Source organism: [Flexibacter] sp. ATCC 35208 (assembly GCF_001975825.1).
GTDB lineage: Bacteria > Bacteroidota > Bacteroidia > Chitinophagales > Chitinophagaceae > Chitinophaga.
The window spans coordinates 240,583-256,870 of the sequence record NZ_MTKN01000003.1 but is presented as its reverse complement, the minus strand read 5'-3'; the positions used below and the strand labels follow the sequence as shown (position 1 = coordinate 256,870).

Here is a 16,288-nt window from a genome sequence, read left to right as displayed (position 1 = left end):
CAACTTCTTCAGTGCCCTCGTCGCAGACTGCCCCCTTTTTGTTTTTCCCCTTTGCGTAAATAAAATTCCTTTTCCGCTTTTGATTATGCCTTCAGATAAAAGATTTTTGTACAATCAGATACACACTTGTTCAATTTGTAATAGTAAAAAGTGATGAATTAGGCCCCGACATTTGTCGGGGCTTTTACTTTATAAGTATTTTTAAATAGTCGGTGTCTTTCCTCCATCAACGGGGATGCTCGTACCTGTGATATACCCAGCGGCAGGTGTTGCCAGAAATGCAATTGCAGCTGCAACTTCCTTTGCATCTCCAAAGCGTTTCGCTGGTATTTCATTCAGCATTTCCTGTTCTATTACTGTCTGATCCACACCGCGCTTCTTGGCAGTGGTCTGAATCAGGGAGCGTAGCCGGTTTGTATTGGTCGAACCGGGCAGGATATTATTGACGGTCACACCATATTGTGCCAGTTCTGTCGCCATGGTTTTGGCCCAGGCAGCGACGGAGAGGCGGATGGTATTGGACACGCCCAGGTTTTTGAGAGGGGCTTTCACAGAGGTAGAGATCACATTGATGATCCTGCCATAACCAGCAGCGATCATACCTGTGAGCACAGCCTGTGCAAGTATATGGTTATTCACCAGGTGCTGGTTGAAAGCAGCTGTGAATTCATGTACTTCTGCCTCTACGATCGGGCCGCTGGCAGGACCTCCTGTGTTATTGACCAGGATGTGTATTGATTGTTTCTCAGTGACGGTTTTGATGGCTTCCTCTACTTCCTTGGTATGCTGGAAGTCTGCCACAAGATAACTATGCTCTTGAAAATGTTCTGCTTCGAGCGTAGGTATAATTTCCTTCAGGGCTTCTTTGTCCCTGGCCATTAAGATACACTCAGCTCCTAAAGCGGCCAGTTCTCTGGCTGTGGCCAATCCAATTCCCTGTGTAGCACCACAGATCAGGGCGGTTTTTCCCTTTAACGATAATTCCATACTATTTCATGACTAACAGTTTCTCAAAACTTAGCAAAACACGTTGGGTTTTTCAGGAAGCTAAGATAAGGGAATATACTATATCACCTTTCTTATACACGTACGTATATACGTTTTTTATCCAGAATTTTGCCCACACACCAGCAAAACAGCATGAATGTAATTGCAAAGAGGAGAGACCCTACTTTGCCCGGTGCTATTTGCTGAAATATGTGGTTACTGAGCCAGTCGTATACTGATTCGTTCCCAATAGTAAAGAAATATAAGAATATAACCATCACTTCTGACAAAAGATAAAGGAATAATGGATTTTTTCCGAAGGTGGTGAAGAATCCGGTCCACCTGGTTTTTCCCTTAACATCTATAATATATAAGAGGGCAGTGAGTATCAGGAGGTCCAGACCTGCGGTTAACAACACGAAGGAACTGGTCCATAACTTTTTATTAATTGGGAATTGCTGGTTCCACAAAGTAGCGACAATAATGAACATACAACCGAAGCGAATGAGGATACTGAACGTATTGGGCTTACGTTTCTGGATAAATAGGCCGGTGTAATAACCGATCACTACATTCACAATAGCAGGCAATGTGCTGAGTAATCCTTCGGGTTCTGAGATCGTCCCTTTATCGTGGTACATGTGATTTTCACCAAGAATTAACTTATCGAAATGGACAGCGGCATTGGTACTGAAACCATATGGATCAGCCGGATCGCCTAAGAAGTACATGATGAACCAGTAACCGAGCAGTAATAATGCGCTGATGATCCAAACTGCTTTTGTAGGCAAATAGCGGATCATGAGAGAAGCGAAGCAATAACAGAGGGCAATTCTTTCCAGCACGCCCATGATGCGGGTGTCATGGAAAGGAATGAATTCAAGTCCGTTTGGCGTGTGGCGTACAAAAGGCAGCCAGTACATGATGAACCCCAGCAGGAAAATGAGCAGGGTCCTTTTGAATATTTTCGATAGTACAGCGGCATTACCCAGTTCGTAATACTTGCGCATACTAAAGCTCATGGCATTGCCCACGGCGAAGAGGAAAGACGGGAAAACCAGGTCGGTGGGTGTGAATCCATGCCAGGCCGCATGTTCCAGTGGTGCAAATATATGATCATAGCTACCGGGGGTATTTACAATGATCATAAAGCAGATAGTAAGGCCACGGAATACATCCAGTGGCAGAAAGCGTTGATTGGCTGCTTGCATTGGTAAGGATTAGATTGGTATAAATATAATGCAAGCAATGATTGATTACAATGGAATTTGCCGTCCTCCATTATTTAATTGCTGTATTAAATAATCATTTTATACTTTAGTAGTAAACACAGCCTTTATTGAACCACAAAGTTACTATAGCAGACATTGCGAGGGAGCTGAACCTGACGGGGGCGACTGTATCCAGGGCGTTGAATAACCGCAAAGGTACCAGCGAGGAGACCCGTAAAATGGTACAGGAAGCGGCGGAAAGGATGAACTACCGCAGGGACAGGATCGCATGGTCGCTTCGTTCCGGCAGGACCAATATTATTGGAGTGATCATTCCAAGCGCGGAAATCAACTTCTTTGGCTCTGTTATCCACGGTATTGAAAGTATGGCCAACCAACATGGCTATAATGTATTGATCTATCAGTCCAACGAACTGCCGGAATATGAACAGAAGGGGATTGAAACCTTTCTGAGTACCCGGGTAGATGGTATCCTGGCTTCTATTGCCAAGGAGACATTCGACTTTAGTCACTACCTGGAAATCAAGGAGCGGGGCGTACCCCTGGTCTTTTTTGACCGTGCGAATGATAGCCTGAATATTCCTTCGGTAGTGGTAGATGACTTCAGAGGAGCTTACTATGCTACGGAGCACCTGATCCGTCAGGGGTATAAAAGGATTGCTCACATTGCGGGGCAGCAGCACCTGAAAATTTTCAAAGACCGCCTGGAAGGATATAAATCTGCCCTGGCGGCGTACAGCATTCCTGTAGAGGAGGACCTGATATACCAGGGAAACGTTTCGATCGAGGCGGGCAGACAGGCAATACAACATTTGTTGGGGCTGGCAAAGCCGCCTGATGCGGTATTTGCCGTGGAGGATTTTACGGCGCTGGGCGCAGTAAAGGAACTGAAAGATAAAGATATAGATATGCCGGAGGCGTTTGGAGTGATCGGGTTTGCCAATGAATCGTTTGATGAGCATATAACGCCGAGCTTGTCGAGTATAGATCAGCAGACGGTGCAGATGGGGAAGGAGGCGTTCAAGTTATTGATGGAGTTGATAAATGAAGGGGAAGAGGGAACACTGGTAAAGTCGAGGGTGGTGTTGGATCCGGTACCGGTGTATAGGCAGTCATCTGTAAGAAGATAGCGAAAATTTGCGGAGGCTGCTTTGTAGCCTCCGCAAATTTTCGGGAAGGGCCCTGCGGGAGGCTAAAAGAAAATGGGGCAAATAAACATCTTTTCCGTAGGAAATGCCTCTTTGATGTAAACGATTACATAAAAATAAATAATTTATTTACAATCAGTTATATAAAATCTTTTACCTTTTGTAAGATTTATTGTAATCGTTTACGTAAATCTTCTATTTTTATATCGTGATTCCACTTTTTTAAACAGGAAAAATTCCATGGCTATAGAAAAAAGATCTAATAACCTCCCTTATTAAATCCGAATCTATCCAGCTCCACAAAAAAACTGAAATGCATGAAAGGAAAAGTTTCATTAATCGCTTTGTTATTTGCGACGATGGCCGTTGTCGCTAATGCTCAGCCGCGACCACAATGGTCCAAAAAACAAGCTCAAAAATGGTATAAATCACATGCGTGGCAACGTGGTGCCAATTTCATCCCCAGTTCTGCTATCAACCAGCTGGAAATGTGGCAGGCTGCTACCTTCGACACCACCACCATCAGCCGTGACCTTGGCTACGCCGCCTCTATTGGTTTAAACTCTATGCGCGTATTCCTCCATCACGCTGCCTGGGAGCAGGATCCTCAGGGTTTCAAAAACCGCCTGAACACCTACCTCAGTATCGCAGACCGCTATGGTATCTCCACCATCTTCGTACTTTTCGACGACTGTTGGAACAAAACCTATGCTATCGGTACCCAACCTGCACCTAAACCCGGTATCCATAACTCCGGCTGGCTGCAGGACCCAGGTATCCGCAGAGAAAGTTCACCACAGCTGAACGACACCCTGCACAAATATGTGAATGATGTAATGACCTCCTTCAGGAAAGATAAACGTATCCTCCTATGGGATCTTTATAACGAACCAGGCAACTCCGACTACGGAGACAAAAGCCTGCCTTTATTACAACTCGTTTTCACCTGGGGCAGAGAAGCTAATACTGAACAGCCTATCAGCTCCGGTGTATGGAATAAAAGTCTCACAAGCCTGAACGAATTCCAACTGAACAATTCAGATGTGATCACCTATCACAACTATGCTGACGAAAAGGACCACCAGGAAGTAATCGACACCCTGCGTAAGTATGGTCGTCCCCTGATCTGTACCGAATACATGGCCCGTTCCCGTGGCAGCCGCTTTGCGAACATTATGCCGCTCCTGAAAAAGGAAAATGTAGCTGCTTACAACTGGGGCCTTGTATCAGGTAAGACCAATACTATTTATGCCTGGGATACACCTATGCCTGACGGCGCAGAACCTAAAGTTTGGTTCCACGACATTTTCAGACAAGACGGTACACCTTACAGCACAGAAGAGATCACGGTGATCAAAGCCCTGACAGGAACAAATTAGGATCAATAACTTTGATTAAAAAATTAGAACGTGGAGCAAGCTAAACTAAACGCTTATTGCCAGCAGCATTTTGATCAGGAACCAATTATGGTAAGAGCTGCAGGACGCATTAATCTCATTGGAGAACATACGGATTACAACAATGGATTCGTATTGCCTGCCGCTATTGACAAAGCTATCTACCTCGCCATTATCAAGCGCAACGACAACAAAATTGTGCTGCATGCACTGGATGTAAATGATACATTCACCGGGTCGTTGGATAAACTGGAGCGTACGAAACAGCATTGGCCTGATTATCTGCTGGGCGTTGTGCAGCAATTGCAGCAGGGTGGTCATATCATCAGCGGATTTGAATGTGCATTTTGCGGTAATATTCCCCTGGGCGCCGGCCTCTCATCCTCCGCAGCACTGGAATGTGCTACCGTATTTGGTCTGAATGAAATGTTTAGCCTTGGCCTGGGTCGTAAAGAAATGGCGCTCCTGTCACAGGCTGCCGAAAACCAGTTTGTAGGTGTACGTTGTGGTATCATGGACCAGTTTGCCAGTATGTTTGGTAAGAAACAACAGCTGATCAAACTGGATTGTGCCTCCCTGGAATATGAATACATCCCATTCAACTTTGACGATGTGAACCTCGTGCTGTTGGATACACAGGTGAAGCACTCCCTGGCATCATCCGAATATAATACCCGCCGTGCTGAATGCGAGCAGGGTGTAGCCTGGGTAAAGGCGCACCATCCGCATGTAAACAGCCTGCGCGATGTAAATATGGATATGCTGGATGCCTATGTAAAAGGTAAGGATGCCATCGTCTATAACCGTTGCCGTTATGTAGTGGAAGAAATTCAGCGCTTACAGGATGCCTGTATCGATCTGCAGAATGACGACCTTATATCTTTCGGTAAAAAAGTATTTGCTACACACGAAGGCCTCGATAAGCTGTATAATGTAAGCTGCCCTGAACTGAACTGGCTGGCGGAATTCGCTGCCGGTGAAAATGGTGTAATGGGTGCACGTATGATGGGTGGTGGCTTTGGTGGCTGTACCATCAACATCGTGAAGAAAACTGCTGTACCTGCCCTGCTGGAAAGAGCAGCTGCCGGCTATAAACAACAGTTCAACACTAATCTGAAAGCATATGTGACCAGCATTGAAGATGGTTGCCGTACTGTCAACAATCTGGTGAATAACTAATATACTATTTCCATCTGCGTGGAGGTTCGCCTTCACGCAGATATCCTTGTCAAGTGAAATCACTAAGAGCAATGTCTGAAAATACCTTTGATTTAACTTCTCATCCCCATACCCGACTGAATATCCTGACCGGAGAATGGGTACTCGTTTCTCCTCACCGTTCCAAAAGACCATGGCAGGGAAAAGTAGAAGCGCCAGCGCTGGTACAGCGTCCTTCTTATGTAGAAGACTGTTACCTGTGTCCAACCAATACACGTGCCGATGGCAGCAAGAATGAAGCGTACACAGGGCCGATCGCTTTTACGAACGACTTCTCCGCTTTGTTGTCCGACACACCAACCGGCGATGTGAATGACGATGGTCTGCTGGTAGCACAGTCACAAAAAGGTCTTTGCCGTGTGATCTGTTTCAGCCCAAGACACGACCTCACACTGCCTGAAATGGACGTTCCTGCTATCCGCCAGGTAGTAGACCTGTGGGTAAAAGAGTACGAAGCATTGAAAGCTGTGGACTACATCAAATACATCCAGATCTTCGAAAATAAAGGAGATATTATGGGTTGTAGCAATCCGCATCCACACGGACAGATCTGGGCATCAGAGAATATTCCTATGGAGCTGGAAAAAGAAACCCGTCAGCAAAAACTGTATTTCGATAAGCATGGCAAAAGCCTGTTGTCCGCCTACCTGGACAAAGAGGTAAAAGAAAAGGTGAGGATCATTGCAGAAAATGCACACTTCGTAGCACTGGTGCCTTTCTGGGCAGTATGGCCTTACGAAGCGATGATCATCAGCCGTCGGCATGTACAGTCTGTGCTGCAATTTAATGAAGATGAAAAAACAGGACTGGCAGATATTTTAAAACAACTGACCATCCGTTACGATAACTTATTCGAAACATCATTCCCGTATTCTGCCGGTATGCACCAGGCGCCGGTGAATGATGGCAGCGAACATCCTGAATGGCATTGGCATATGCATTTCTATCCGCCATTACTGCGCTCTGCGACAGTGAAGAAATTCATGGTGGGATACGAGATGCTGGCAAATCCACAAAGGGATATTACGCCAGAATTTGCAGCTGAAAAGCTGAGGACTTTGTCTGCAGTCCATTACAAAAGCGGGCAACTCGTTTAATCTATGTTTTTTTGTTTTTTTTGATCCAATGTGTGTAGGGGCGGCCTTTAGGCGGCCCCTTTCTTTTTTTAGAGATGTACTCTTACACCACCGTAATAGCTGCGCAGCGCAGCAGGATTGAAGTAACGGTTTGCTACTGCATTCAGGTCATTCCCCAGGCTATAGAACTGGTTCAGGATGTTATCGGCACCTGCGTAGATCGTTATATTGCGCAGCATTTGCCAACTTACTTTCCCTTGTAATAAATGATATTGTTTGGCGTAAGCAGTGTTAGCATCGTCCAATGGCAGCTTATCTGTAAATGTGTATTGTGCATATACTGATAAGTGTGCAGGCAATTGTGCCAGCAAGCCTGCATATGCTACATGACGCGGTACGCCGGTAATGGCATTGCCGGAAAGGTTTTTGCCAGCTGTGTTATAATCACTGAATATGAAATGGCTGTAAGCATAACTACCATTGAATTGCAGCCATTTAGTGAACCAGGTCATACCTTGCACTTCTATGCCTTTTTGTTCCGTGCCGCCAGCATTGATGAAGTATTCTGTACCATCATCATGGAGCTGACGAACGATGGCATCCTGTAGTTTGTAATAGAATACAGATGCATCCAGCTGGTATTGATGACGGGCTCCCTGTAAACGGAAGCCTGCTTCGTAATTCCAGCCTGTTTCAGCCTGTAAAGTGGTATTAATGATATTGTCAGTCGCGCGTACTTCTGCAATGGAAGGAGGAGAATATCCTCTGCTTACAGAAGCGCGTACAGACCATTCAGGGAGGATAAGATAAGAGAGAGATACCCGTGGCATCAACTCTGCATCAAACTTCTTTCTACCCTCTTCAAAGCGGTATTTAAAATAATTGACGCTGAGAGCGGCTTCTATAATCCATTGTGTACCGGGACGAACAGACAGACTTGTGAAAAAGAAATGCTGGCCGGCAGTGATATTGCTGGCTGCCTGCACGGTATCTCTTTTCCCTTTGTTATTGCCATAGTTTACAATGTCAGAATTGGTTTGTGACCATTCAATACCCGTGGTCCAGTCTACATGTATATTGGTGCCATTGATGGGTTGATCCTGTAGTGCGATATAAGTACGTGCACCGGCAGTGTTTTCATCCCTGGCTTCGAAGTTTGTAATAAACGGATTTTCGAAGTGTGTATTGATTCCGTAAAGGGTAAACACATGTTTCCAGTGTGTGGATAACTGGGCAGTGTGTACTAAACCACCTAAAGCGGTTTTATTGCGGATGCCGGCTTGTTGCTCAATGGCGCCGGGCAGGGTAGCAGTGGCTGGTCGGGCAGCGCGGGGATTGGCGGCAGCCTGGGCGGCGGTGAGGCCTCCGGGGGTACGATAATCCATATCGCTATAGAATGCAATCAGTTTGAGGCTGTTATACGGATTGTATTGCCACTGTTGGGCCGTTTGTATATAATATCTTTTTAAGGCGCTATTCTGGCGGTAGCCGTCAGATCGCTGTACACCTTCATATATATTGACCTGGTATTTATTCCATTGTTGCTGCCAGCCGGCTTCTTCATGGAAGAGGCCATAACTGCCCCCCTGAATATCTGCTTTCAGGTGAGCGGTATCTGGAAGGGTACCGGCAGGGTGGAGGAGTACCACACCGCCAGAGTTAGCACCGAACTGGCTGCCATCAGGCCCTTTCAGTACTTCTATGCCGGAGAAAGCCCCTGCATCTGATAGGTTCAGATACGTGTTGCCTCCTGCATCAGTAAAAGGAATTTCGTCCATATAGATCTTCACATTCCGGATGCCAAAGGGAGAGCGTAACAGACTACCTCTCAGAGATAAGCGATAACTACCGGGGGAACGTTCTTCCATTCGTATACCCGGAACGGAGTTCAGGATGGGGATGAACGTAGTCCCTTGTTGCAGTAATATTTGTTTTTCGGTAATGACAGCGCTGCTGGATGGTACCTGTAAGAATGAGTATTTTTTGCCCGGATAGGCCATGACCTGTACTTCAGGAAGTTGGGTAGTGTCTGCGGGTTGTTGCGCATATACAGAAAATGACAACAGGCAGGTTAAGCAAGGCAGAATAAGGCGTGTCATGTATCAAATCTAGTTATTCTATTATTGGTAGCAAAACTGCGGCCGACATTAAATTCCAACAGATTTTTAAAAAATAATTCAAATCATATTTGGAAATGTAAAACAGGTTAGCGTATATTTGTCTACAGAATCGGTAGACTAATAAGCGCCGATACAAACCGCAAGAATTTTGTTTGCTATAAGCTGTAAATAGAAAAAGAAATGCCGGACAGGTTTGCGGGGCAAGGTATGTTGCAGATTTATTGGTGGTAAATTATAATGTAACGTATCCCCCCGCGCCCCTGGCATATTAGCATCTTGCACTGATACACATCCGACAAAAATTACTTTATATAAGATAGTGAATACTTCCTTTAGCAAAATAGGTGTCCCGATCCGGATATCAATCTGGAATGGATTTTTAAAAAGCTAAAAAATATTTCTCCTTTATCATATGGAATTGTTTTAACCCCGCATCTCTATTGTAAATGTTCAACACATGAATACAAAAAACATTTACAATGCAGACTTCCTCGACATTCTCTTCGAGGGTCGTAACAAAGATTACGGCGCATATGAACTCCGCAGAAGTGAAGATGGGCGTGTTCGCAAAGCCTTGATAGGTACAGCTTCTATCGCTTTGGTTGTGGTGGGTGGATATGTTTTAAGTAATAATCTCTTTGCTGCGTCAATGGGTATACGAAATACACAGCTCGTGTATGATAGTACCAAATTAATTGAATTACCTCCAGACGATAAGGTAATTCCTCCTCCTCCTGTTGACCCTCCTCCACCTCCGCCGGCCGCATCATCCATTAAAGTTACACCTCCCGTTATCACCCCTGATGAATTAGTTCGTGCTGAAGATGAAGTTGTGAAGCTCGATAGTATTGGTAACAAAACTATTGCATTAGCTACTGTACAAGGTGATGACATCAATGGGCGTGATATCGCATCCATGCTTGGTGGTGAAGGTACTACAAATGTAGTAGAAGCCCCTAAAGTACCTGCAAGAGACTCCGTGTTTTATACCGTTGAAATCATGCCTTCATTCCCAGGTGGTGAAGACGCATTGTTAAGATTTCTCCGCGACAATGTGCACTATCCTCGCGTGGCACAGGAAAACGATATACAGGGAATAGTATCCGTACAGTTTGTAGTAGACAAGCAGGGTAATATCAGCGATGTCAAAACAATTGGAGCTGTTAAAGGTGGTGGCCTTGAAGAAGAGTCCATCCGTGTAGTAAAGAAAATGCCAAAGTGGAAAGCCGGCCGTCAAAACGGAGAAGCGGTAAGTGTACAATTTAACCTCCCTGTCAGGTACACGCTGCAAAATTAATCCCCAATTGCTCCTGCACAAAGCATAATGATTTTTTAAGATACTAATTACTTTTTACCCGAACCTATTGTTCAATTAACGTTTGCACTCAACTGCAACGAGGGGGGATCCTTTGCGTGCCACGGCTATATGCCGTGGCATATTGTTTAGACAGTTTTTCTATTAAACTTTGTAACTATTTTGTACTACTTTTATCTCCCGGTTGGCTATGGGTCACTAAAAATTAGTAAAATCAGTTATGGAAGCACCGGTAAATAACACTCTACAGTTGTTTAAGAATTTGGTCGGCACCAAATTCCAGTTATACAACAGCCTTTTTACTGCTCTACCTTTTCATAAGGTGGAGAAGACCGGCGTCTTTCTCTCGTTATTCCTGATCCATTGTGAAGAGGGATACGGAAAGGAAAAAAGTCCGCAGGAAATTCTCACTTCTTTTTTCGAGCAGTATACCAATACCAATGAGCAGCAGAAGATTGACATGCTGTTCCGTTTTGTGCAATACGCAGAACGTCAGGTTGTACTGTTCGATGCACTGGAAGATGCTGCATTCCGCCACATTCACGACATGAACGGTACAGGTTCGCTTAGTCACCTGGAATCTGAAGTAGTGGCTGAACAAAAGCAGGATGAACTGGCTGCGAAGTTGCAGGATTTCTCAGTACGCCTTGTGCTTACAGCACACCCTACACAGTTCTACCCAGGCAATGTTTTAAGTATTATCAATGACCTGTCAAGGGCGTTGATCAATGATAATACTGCTCAGGTGGATTCCTACCTGAAGCAGTTGGGTAAGACGCCTTTCTTTAAGAAGGAAAAGCCGACACCATATGACGAGGCTATCAGCCTGGTCTGGTTCCTGGAAAATACGTTCTATACCGCTGCCGGTAAGATCGTATCCCGCCTCAAATCTCACTTCCCCGCAGCTATCAATGGCAATAATCCGGTGATCCGCATGGGATTCTGGCCAGGTGGTGACCGCGACGGTAACCCATTTGTAAATGCAGATATTACGCTGCGTGTAGCAGATGCGCTGCGTAGCGGTATCATTAAATGTTATTACCTGGATGTACGCCGCCTCAAGCGTCGCCTCACTTTCAAAGGCATCGAAAATGAGCTGGCCGCACTGGAACAACAGCTATACAGCAATCTCTTTATTCCTGGTCACAAGACAAACCTGTGCCGTCAGGATATACTCGATACCCTGTACAGGGTGCGTATTATCCTCATCGAGGAAAACAACGCCCTGTTCCTGAACCTGCTCGATGACCTCATTGTAAGGGTAGAACTGTTCGGGTTGTTCTTTGCCACACTCGATATCCGTCAGGACAGCTCCGTACATGGACCGCTGCTGGCCGGGATCGCAGCTGGTTCCGACCTTCTGCCAAAGAACTATACAGATCTCAGCGACGAAGAAAAAATCAGTGCACTGCTCAAAATAAAATCAGCTGCTGATCCGGAAATCGTGAAGGAAGGTCTGCAACAGGATACCCTGGCTACCATCAAAGCGATCAAAACTATCCAGGACGCAAACGGCGAGTTTGGTTGTCATCGCTACATCATCAGTCACACAACCAGTGCACTCGATGTGATGGAAGTATATGGGCTTTTCCTGCTGAGCGGTTGGGATAAAAATGACCTGAGCGTGGACATCGTACCACTGTTCGAAACTATCGAAGACTTACGGCATGCCGGTGAGGTAATGCGCTCTCTCTATTCCAACGAAGCATACAGAAAGCATCTGCAACAGCGCTATAACAAACAGACCATTATGCTCGGCTTCTCCGACGGTACCAAGGATGGTGGCTACCTGATGGCTAACTGGTGCATCTACAAAGCGAAGGAAGAACTGAGTGCTATCTCCAAAGAATATGGTATCAATGTAGTCTTCTTCGACGGTCGTGGAGGTCCTCCTGCAAGAGGTGGTGGAAAGACCCATCAGTTCTATGCATCTATGGGTCGCAATATTGCAAACAAAGAAATTCAGCTCACCATACAGGGGCAAACCATCAGCTCCAACTTTGGTACGGTAGATTCTGCTCAGTATAATATTGAACAACTCGTACATGCGGGTATTGCCAACGAATTGTTCTCCAGCCGTGAAAAGACGTTGACTGCCGAACAGGAAGAGACGTTGCAGGTACTGGCAGATGCCGGATTTGAGTCCTTCAATGAACTGAAGAACCATCCTGATTTCCTGGATTACCTGAACTACGCCAGCCCGCTGCGCTACTATGCCGAAACCAATATCGGCAGTCGCCCTTCCAAAAGGAATGGTTCTGCCAAGTTGAACCTGAATGACCTGAGAGCAGTGCCTTATGTAGGAGCATGGAGCCAGATCAAACAGAACGTTCCTGGTTTCTACGGTGTAGGTTACAGCATGGAAAAAATGGAGAAAGACGGTAAGTGGGAACAATTGCAGGATCTGTATAAAAATTCCCTGTTCTTCCGTACCCTGCTGGACAACTGTGAGATGGCGATGAAGAAGTGTTACTTCCCACTCACTGCTGCTTACAGAAATCACCCGCAGTTCGGAGAAGTATGGACACTGATTTACGATGAATTCCAGCGTACCCGTACTTACCTGTTGAAACTGACAGGACATTCTGATCTGATGTCTCATTACCCGATCGACCAGTTGTCTATCCAGATGCGCGAGCGTATCGTACTGCCACTACTCACTATTCAGCAGTATGCATTAAGCCGCATCCGTGAGATGAATGAGGCTGGAAATGGAGATGGCCTGAAAGAAATCTTCGAGAAATTAGTCGTAAGATGTTCATTTGGGATCATCAACGCGGGAAGAAACTCTGCATAGAATTAATTTTAATAAGTTAGAAAGCCGGATTGATCATCCGGCTTTTTTTGTAATTTACCCCATAACCCAAAATCTAAAGAAGTATGCATTTAACAGCCCGGGAACAGGAGAAACTATTGCTCTTTTTGGCTGGTGAACTGGCCGAAAAGCGAAAGGCCAGAGGGGTAAAACTAAACTATCCTGAAGCCATTGCGCTGATCAGCAGCCGCCTGCAGGAGGGCGCCAGGGATGGACAGTCCGTGGCATATCTCATGCAATATGGTGCGACCATCCTCACCCGCGAAGACGTGATGGAAGGAGTGCCGGAAATGATAGACGAAATCCAGATTGAAGCTACTTTTCCAGATGGCTCAAAGCTGGTAACTGTCCACCATCCTATCAGATAACACCAAAATCTATGTTATGATTCCCGGAGAATACTTTATAAAGCCTGGTCATATCAATGCCAACGAAGGCCGTGATACTGCTACCATCACCGTGGTGAATACCGGCGACAGACCTGTACAAATCGGATCTCACACCCACTTTTTCGAAGTCAACCGCATGCTTTCCTTTGACCGCAAAACTGCTTTTGGCAAGCGCCTGAATATTATGGCAGGCACCGCTGTGCGCTTTGAACCGGGCGAAGAAAAGACGGTGGAACTCGTGAATCTTGGTGGTGCCAGGAATGCCTATGGCATGAACAACCTGGTGAATGGTACTACTACCACTGCCCTTGCAGCCACACAAGCCATGAAAAAGATCAATGACGGTCACTTTAAAAACAATCCATCATGAGTCTGCAGATCAACAGGGCACGCTACGCTGCCATGTATGGCCCTACCACCGGCGATCAGGTGAGACTGGGAGATACCGACATCATTATTGAAATAGAAAAAGACTATACTGTATACGGAGATGAAGCCAAATTCGGCGGGGGTAAAACCATCCGCGACGGTATGGCGCAATCCTCCACTGCCACCCGCAACGACGGTGTGCTGGATATGGTGATCACCAGCGTGATGATCATCGATCACTGGGGCATCGTGAAAGCAGACATCGGCATCAAAGATGGCCGCATTGTGAAAATAGGCAAAGCCGGTAACCCTGATACAATGGATGGGGTAGACCCTGACATGATCATCGGCGCCAGCACAGAAGTGCATGGTGGTGCAGGACTGATCGCTACTGCCGGGGGCATAGATACACATATTCACTTTATTAGCCCACAGCAGATCACCCATGCCCTACATAGCGGTATCACAACCATGATCGGTGGTGGTACAGGTCCTGCAGATGGGACGAATGCAACCACCGTCACTCCCGGCGCCTGGTTCATCCGTAAAATGCTGGAAGCAGCAGATGCTTTTCCTATGAACCTGGGCTTTCTTGGCAAAGGTAACTGTGCTACAGTAGAACCCTTGAACGAACAGATAGAAGCCGGTGCACTGGGATTAAAAATACATGAAGACTGGGGCGCTACCCCTGCTGTAATAGATGCTTCCCTGAAAGTGGCAGATAAGTACGATGTGCAGGTTGCGATCCATACCGATACCCTGAATGAATCCGGTTTCCTGGAAGATACCATTCAGGCCATCAATGGCCGTGTGATCCATACCTATCACACAGAAGGCGCTGGTGGCGGGCATGCGCCTGATATTATCAAGGCAGCTATGTACCCGAACATCCTGCCCTCTTCAACCAACCCGACCAGACCGTATACGGTGAATACGATCGATGAGCACTTAGATATGCTCATGGTGTGTCATCACCTGGATAAGAGTGTGCCGGAAGATGTATCCTTTGCTGACAGTCGTATCCGCCCTGAAACTATTGCGGCAGAAGACATTCTGCACGACATGGGCGTATTCAGTATGATGAGTTCCGACTCCCAGGCCATGGGCCGTGTAGGAGAGGTGATCATCCGTACGTGGCAGACGGCTGACAAGATGAAAAAACAAAGGGGCTACCTGCCTGAAGATAAAGAGAACGACAACTTCAGGGCAAAAAGGTACGTCGCAAAATATACGATCAATCCTGCTATTACGCACGGTATTTCGGAACATGTAGGCTCACTGGAACCCGGCAAACTGGCGGATATCGTGCTGTGGAAACCTGCATTGTTCGGGGCCAAGCCTGAAATGATTATCAAGGGCGGTATGATCAGCTGTGCCAGAATGGGCGATCCGAATGCGTCTATTCCTACCCCACAACCGGTGATATACAGGGAGATGTTTGGCGCGTTCTCAAAAGCTCTGCACAATACCTGCGTCACCTTTGTAAGTCAGGCAGCTGTGAATAACAACATTGCCGCTACTTATGGTTTACAAAAGATCGTATTGCCGGTGAAGAACTGCCGTAATATTGGCAAGAAAGACCTGATTCACAATAACAGTACGCCTGACATCAAGGTGAATCCTGAAACATACGAAGTATCAGTAGATGGCAAGGTCGTGACCTGTGAACCTGCTACCGTACTGCCATTAGCTCAACGTTATTTTCTATTCTAAATGATCCTGATCAACTCAATACAGGGAAACATAAAAGCCGTGGATATGGCTGCACGGGTAGTGGATCCGTTGCAGCTGGAATGGTTTGAGACAGGTAAAAAGATCATGCGCCGCCATACCCGCAACGGGGTTGAAATAGGTTGGAAAGTGGTGAAAGGATTACCAGTGTTGCAGGATGGTGATATTCTCTGGATGGATGAAAATGTAGTCATTGCCGTGAGTATACTGCCTGCTGCAGCTATTGTACTTACACCTGTCACCATGCTGGATATGGCGACTATCTGTTACGAGATTGGTAATAAGCACCTGCCTTTGTTCATCGTGAATGACGAGGTATTGGCGCCATACGAAGATCCGTTGTTTCGCTGGCTGGAAGCAAAAGGTTATGCGCCGAAACAGGAGCAACGGGTATTGACAAATATGCTGCGAAGTAATGTTCAGCCACATGAGCATGGATCTGGTTCTACCTTATTCAGTAAGATCCTGCAGCTGACCACTAAATCATAAAT

13 protein-coding genes are annotated in these 16,288 nt (G+C 46.1%); 10 read left to right on the top strand and 3 right to left on the bottom strand.

The genetic code is table 11. The features are described 5' to 3' along the window. Positions 1–201 precede the first annotated feature (201 nt). Together BW716_RS04195 and BW716_RS04190 are read right to left on the bottom strand one after the other, a co-directional pair. Positions 202–987 (bottom strand): SDR family oxidoreductase, encoded by a 786-nt coding sequence (locus BW716_RS04195; RefSeq protein WP_083721259.1) that lies wholly within the window; start codon positions 985–987, stop codon positions 202–204. A gap of 92 nt (positions 988–1,079) precedes the next feature. Continuing rightward, a complete protein-coding gene (locus tag BW716_RS04190) occupies positions 1,080–2,198 on the bottom strand; it encodes an acyltransferase family protein (RefSeq protein ID WP_083721258.1) in 1,119 nt (372 codons plus the stop codon). Between the two features lie 128 nt (positions 2,199–2,326). On the opposite strand from BW716_RS04190, the gene BW716_RS04185 reads away from it, so the two are divergent. From BW716_RS04185 to BW716_RS04170, 4 genes are all read left to right on the top strand, one after another. Then, positions 2,327–3,349 (top strand): LacI family DNA-binding transcriptional regulator, encoded by a 1,023-nt coding sequence (locus BW716_RS04185; RefSeq protein ID WP_083721257.1) that lies wholly within the window; start codon positions 2,327–2,329, stop codon positions 3,347–3,349. Positions 3,350–3,684: 335 nt separating this feature from the next. Next, positions 3,685–4,746, top strand: a complete 1,062-nt coding sequence (locus BW716_RS04180; protein ID WP_083721256.1) for a cellulase family glycosylhydrolase — start codon at positions 3,685–3,687, stop codon at positions 4,744–4,746. A 30-nt stretch (positions 4,747–4,776) separates the two neighbouring features. After that, positions 4,777–5,943, top strand: coding sequence for a galactokinase (gene galK / locus BW716_RS04175; protein WP_083721255.1), 1,167 nt, complete (start codon positions 4,777–4,779; stop codon positions 5,941–5,943). A gap of 71 nt (positions 5,944–6,014) precedes the next feature. After that, positions 6,015–7,079, top strand: a complete 1,065-nt coding sequence (locus BW716_RS04170; protein ID WP_083721254.1) for a UDP-glucose--hexose-1-phosphate uridylyltransferase — start codon at positions 6,015–6,017, stop codon at positions 7,077–7,079. 68 nt (positions 7,080–7,147) lie between these two features. On the opposite strand, the gene BW716_RS04165 is transcribed toward BW716_RS04170, so the two are convergent. Then, a complete protein-coding gene (locus BW716_RS04165) occupies positions 7,148–9,157 on the bottom strand; it encodes a TonB-dependent receptor (RefSeq protein ID WP_083721253.1) in 2,010 nt (669 codons plus the stop codon). A gap of 478 nt (positions 9,158–9,635) precedes the next feature. On the opposite strand from BW716_RS04165, the gene BW716_RS04160 reads away from it, so the two are divergent. The 6 genes from BW716_RS04160 to ureE all read left to right on the top strand — a co-directional run bounded on the left by BW716_RS04160 (position 9,636) and on the right by ureE (position 16,286). Then, entirely contained in the window at positions 9,636–10,475 is an 840-nt protein-coding gene (locus tag BW716_RS04160; protein ID WP_083721252.1) for an energy transducer TonB, read from the top strand. 238 nt (positions 10,476–10,713) lie between these two features. Beyond that, complete coding sequence (locus tag BW716_RS04155) at positions 10,714–13,290, top strand: phosphoenolpyruvate carboxylase (protein ID WP_083721251.1); 2,577 nt, start codon at positions 10,714–10,716, stop codon at positions 13,288–13,290. An 83-nt stretch (positions 13,291–13,373) separates the two neighbouring features. Continuing rightward, complete coding sequence (ureA, locus tag BW716_RS04150) at positions 13,374–13,676, top strand: urease subunit gamma (protein WP_083721250.1); 303 nt, start codon at positions 13,374–13,376, stop codon at positions 13,674–13,676. Positions 13,677–13,692: 16 nt separating this feature from the next. Further along, the gene (ureB, locus tag BW716_RS04145) at positions 13,693–14,067 is read left to right on the top strand and encodes an urease subunit beta (protein WP_083721249.1); all 375 of its coding nucleotides are present in this window, start codon (positions 13,693–13,695) and stop codon (positions 14,065–14,067) included. Next, positions 14,064–15,779, top strand: coding sequence for an urease subunit alpha (ureC, locus tag BW716_RS04140; protein WP_083721248.1), 1,716 nt, complete (start codon positions 14,064–14,066; stop codon positions 15,777–15,779). The genes ureB and ureC overlap by 4 nt, the downstream gene beginning before the upstream one ends. Beyond that, complete coding sequence (ureE, locus tag BW716_RS04135; RefSeq protein ID WP_083721247.1) at positions 15,780–16,286, top strand: urease accessory protein UreE; 507 nt, start codon at positions 15,780–15,782, stop codon at positions 16,284–16,286. The last annotated feature ends 2 nt before the right edge of the window (positions 16,287–16,288 follow it).

Bases quoted from the DNA above. Each gene is read 5' to 3' on its own strand.
- BW716_RS04165 (WP_083721253.1), bottom strand. From the start codon at position 9,157: ATGACACGCCTTATTCTGCCTTGCTTAACCTGCCTGTTGTCATTTTCT.
- BW716_RS04180 (WP_083721256.1), top strand. From the start codon at position 3,685: ATGAAAGGAAAAGTTTCATTAATCGCTTTGTTATTTGCGACGATGGCC.
- BW716_RS04190 (WP_083721258.1), bottom strand. From the start codon at position 2,198: ATGCAAGCAGCCAATCAACGCTTTCTGCCACTGGATGTATTCCGTGGC.
- BW716_RS04170 (WP_083721254.1), top strand. From the start codon at position 6,015: ATGTCTGAAAATACCTTTGATTTAACTTCTCATCCCCATACCCGACTG.
- ureB (WP_083721249.1), top strand. From the start codon at position 13,693: ATGATTCCCGGAGAATACTTTATAAAGCCTGGTCATATCAATGCCAAC.
- BW716_RS04155 (WP_083721251.1), top strand. From the start codon at position 10,714: ATGGAAGCACCGGTAAATAACACTCTACAGTTGTTTAAGAATTTGGTC.
- ureA (WP_083721250.1), top strand. From the start codon at position 13,374: ATGCATTTAACAGCCCGGGAACAGGAGAAACTATTGCTCTTTTTGGCT.
- ureE (WP_083721247.1), top strand. From the start codon at position 15,780: ATGATCCTGATCAACTCAATACAGGGAAACATAAAAGCCGTGGATATG.
- BW716_RS04160 (WP_083721252.1), top strand. From the start codon at position 9,636: ATGAATACAAAAAACATTTACAATGCAGACTTCCTCGACATTCTCTTC.
- BW716_RS04195 (WP_083721259.1), bottom strand. From the start codon at position 987: ATGGAATTATCGTTAAAGGGAAAAACCGCCCTGATCTGTGGTGCTACA.
- ureC (WP_083721248.1), top strand. From the start codon at position 14,064: ATGAGTCTGCAGATCAACAGGGCACGCTACGCTGCCATGTATGGCCCT.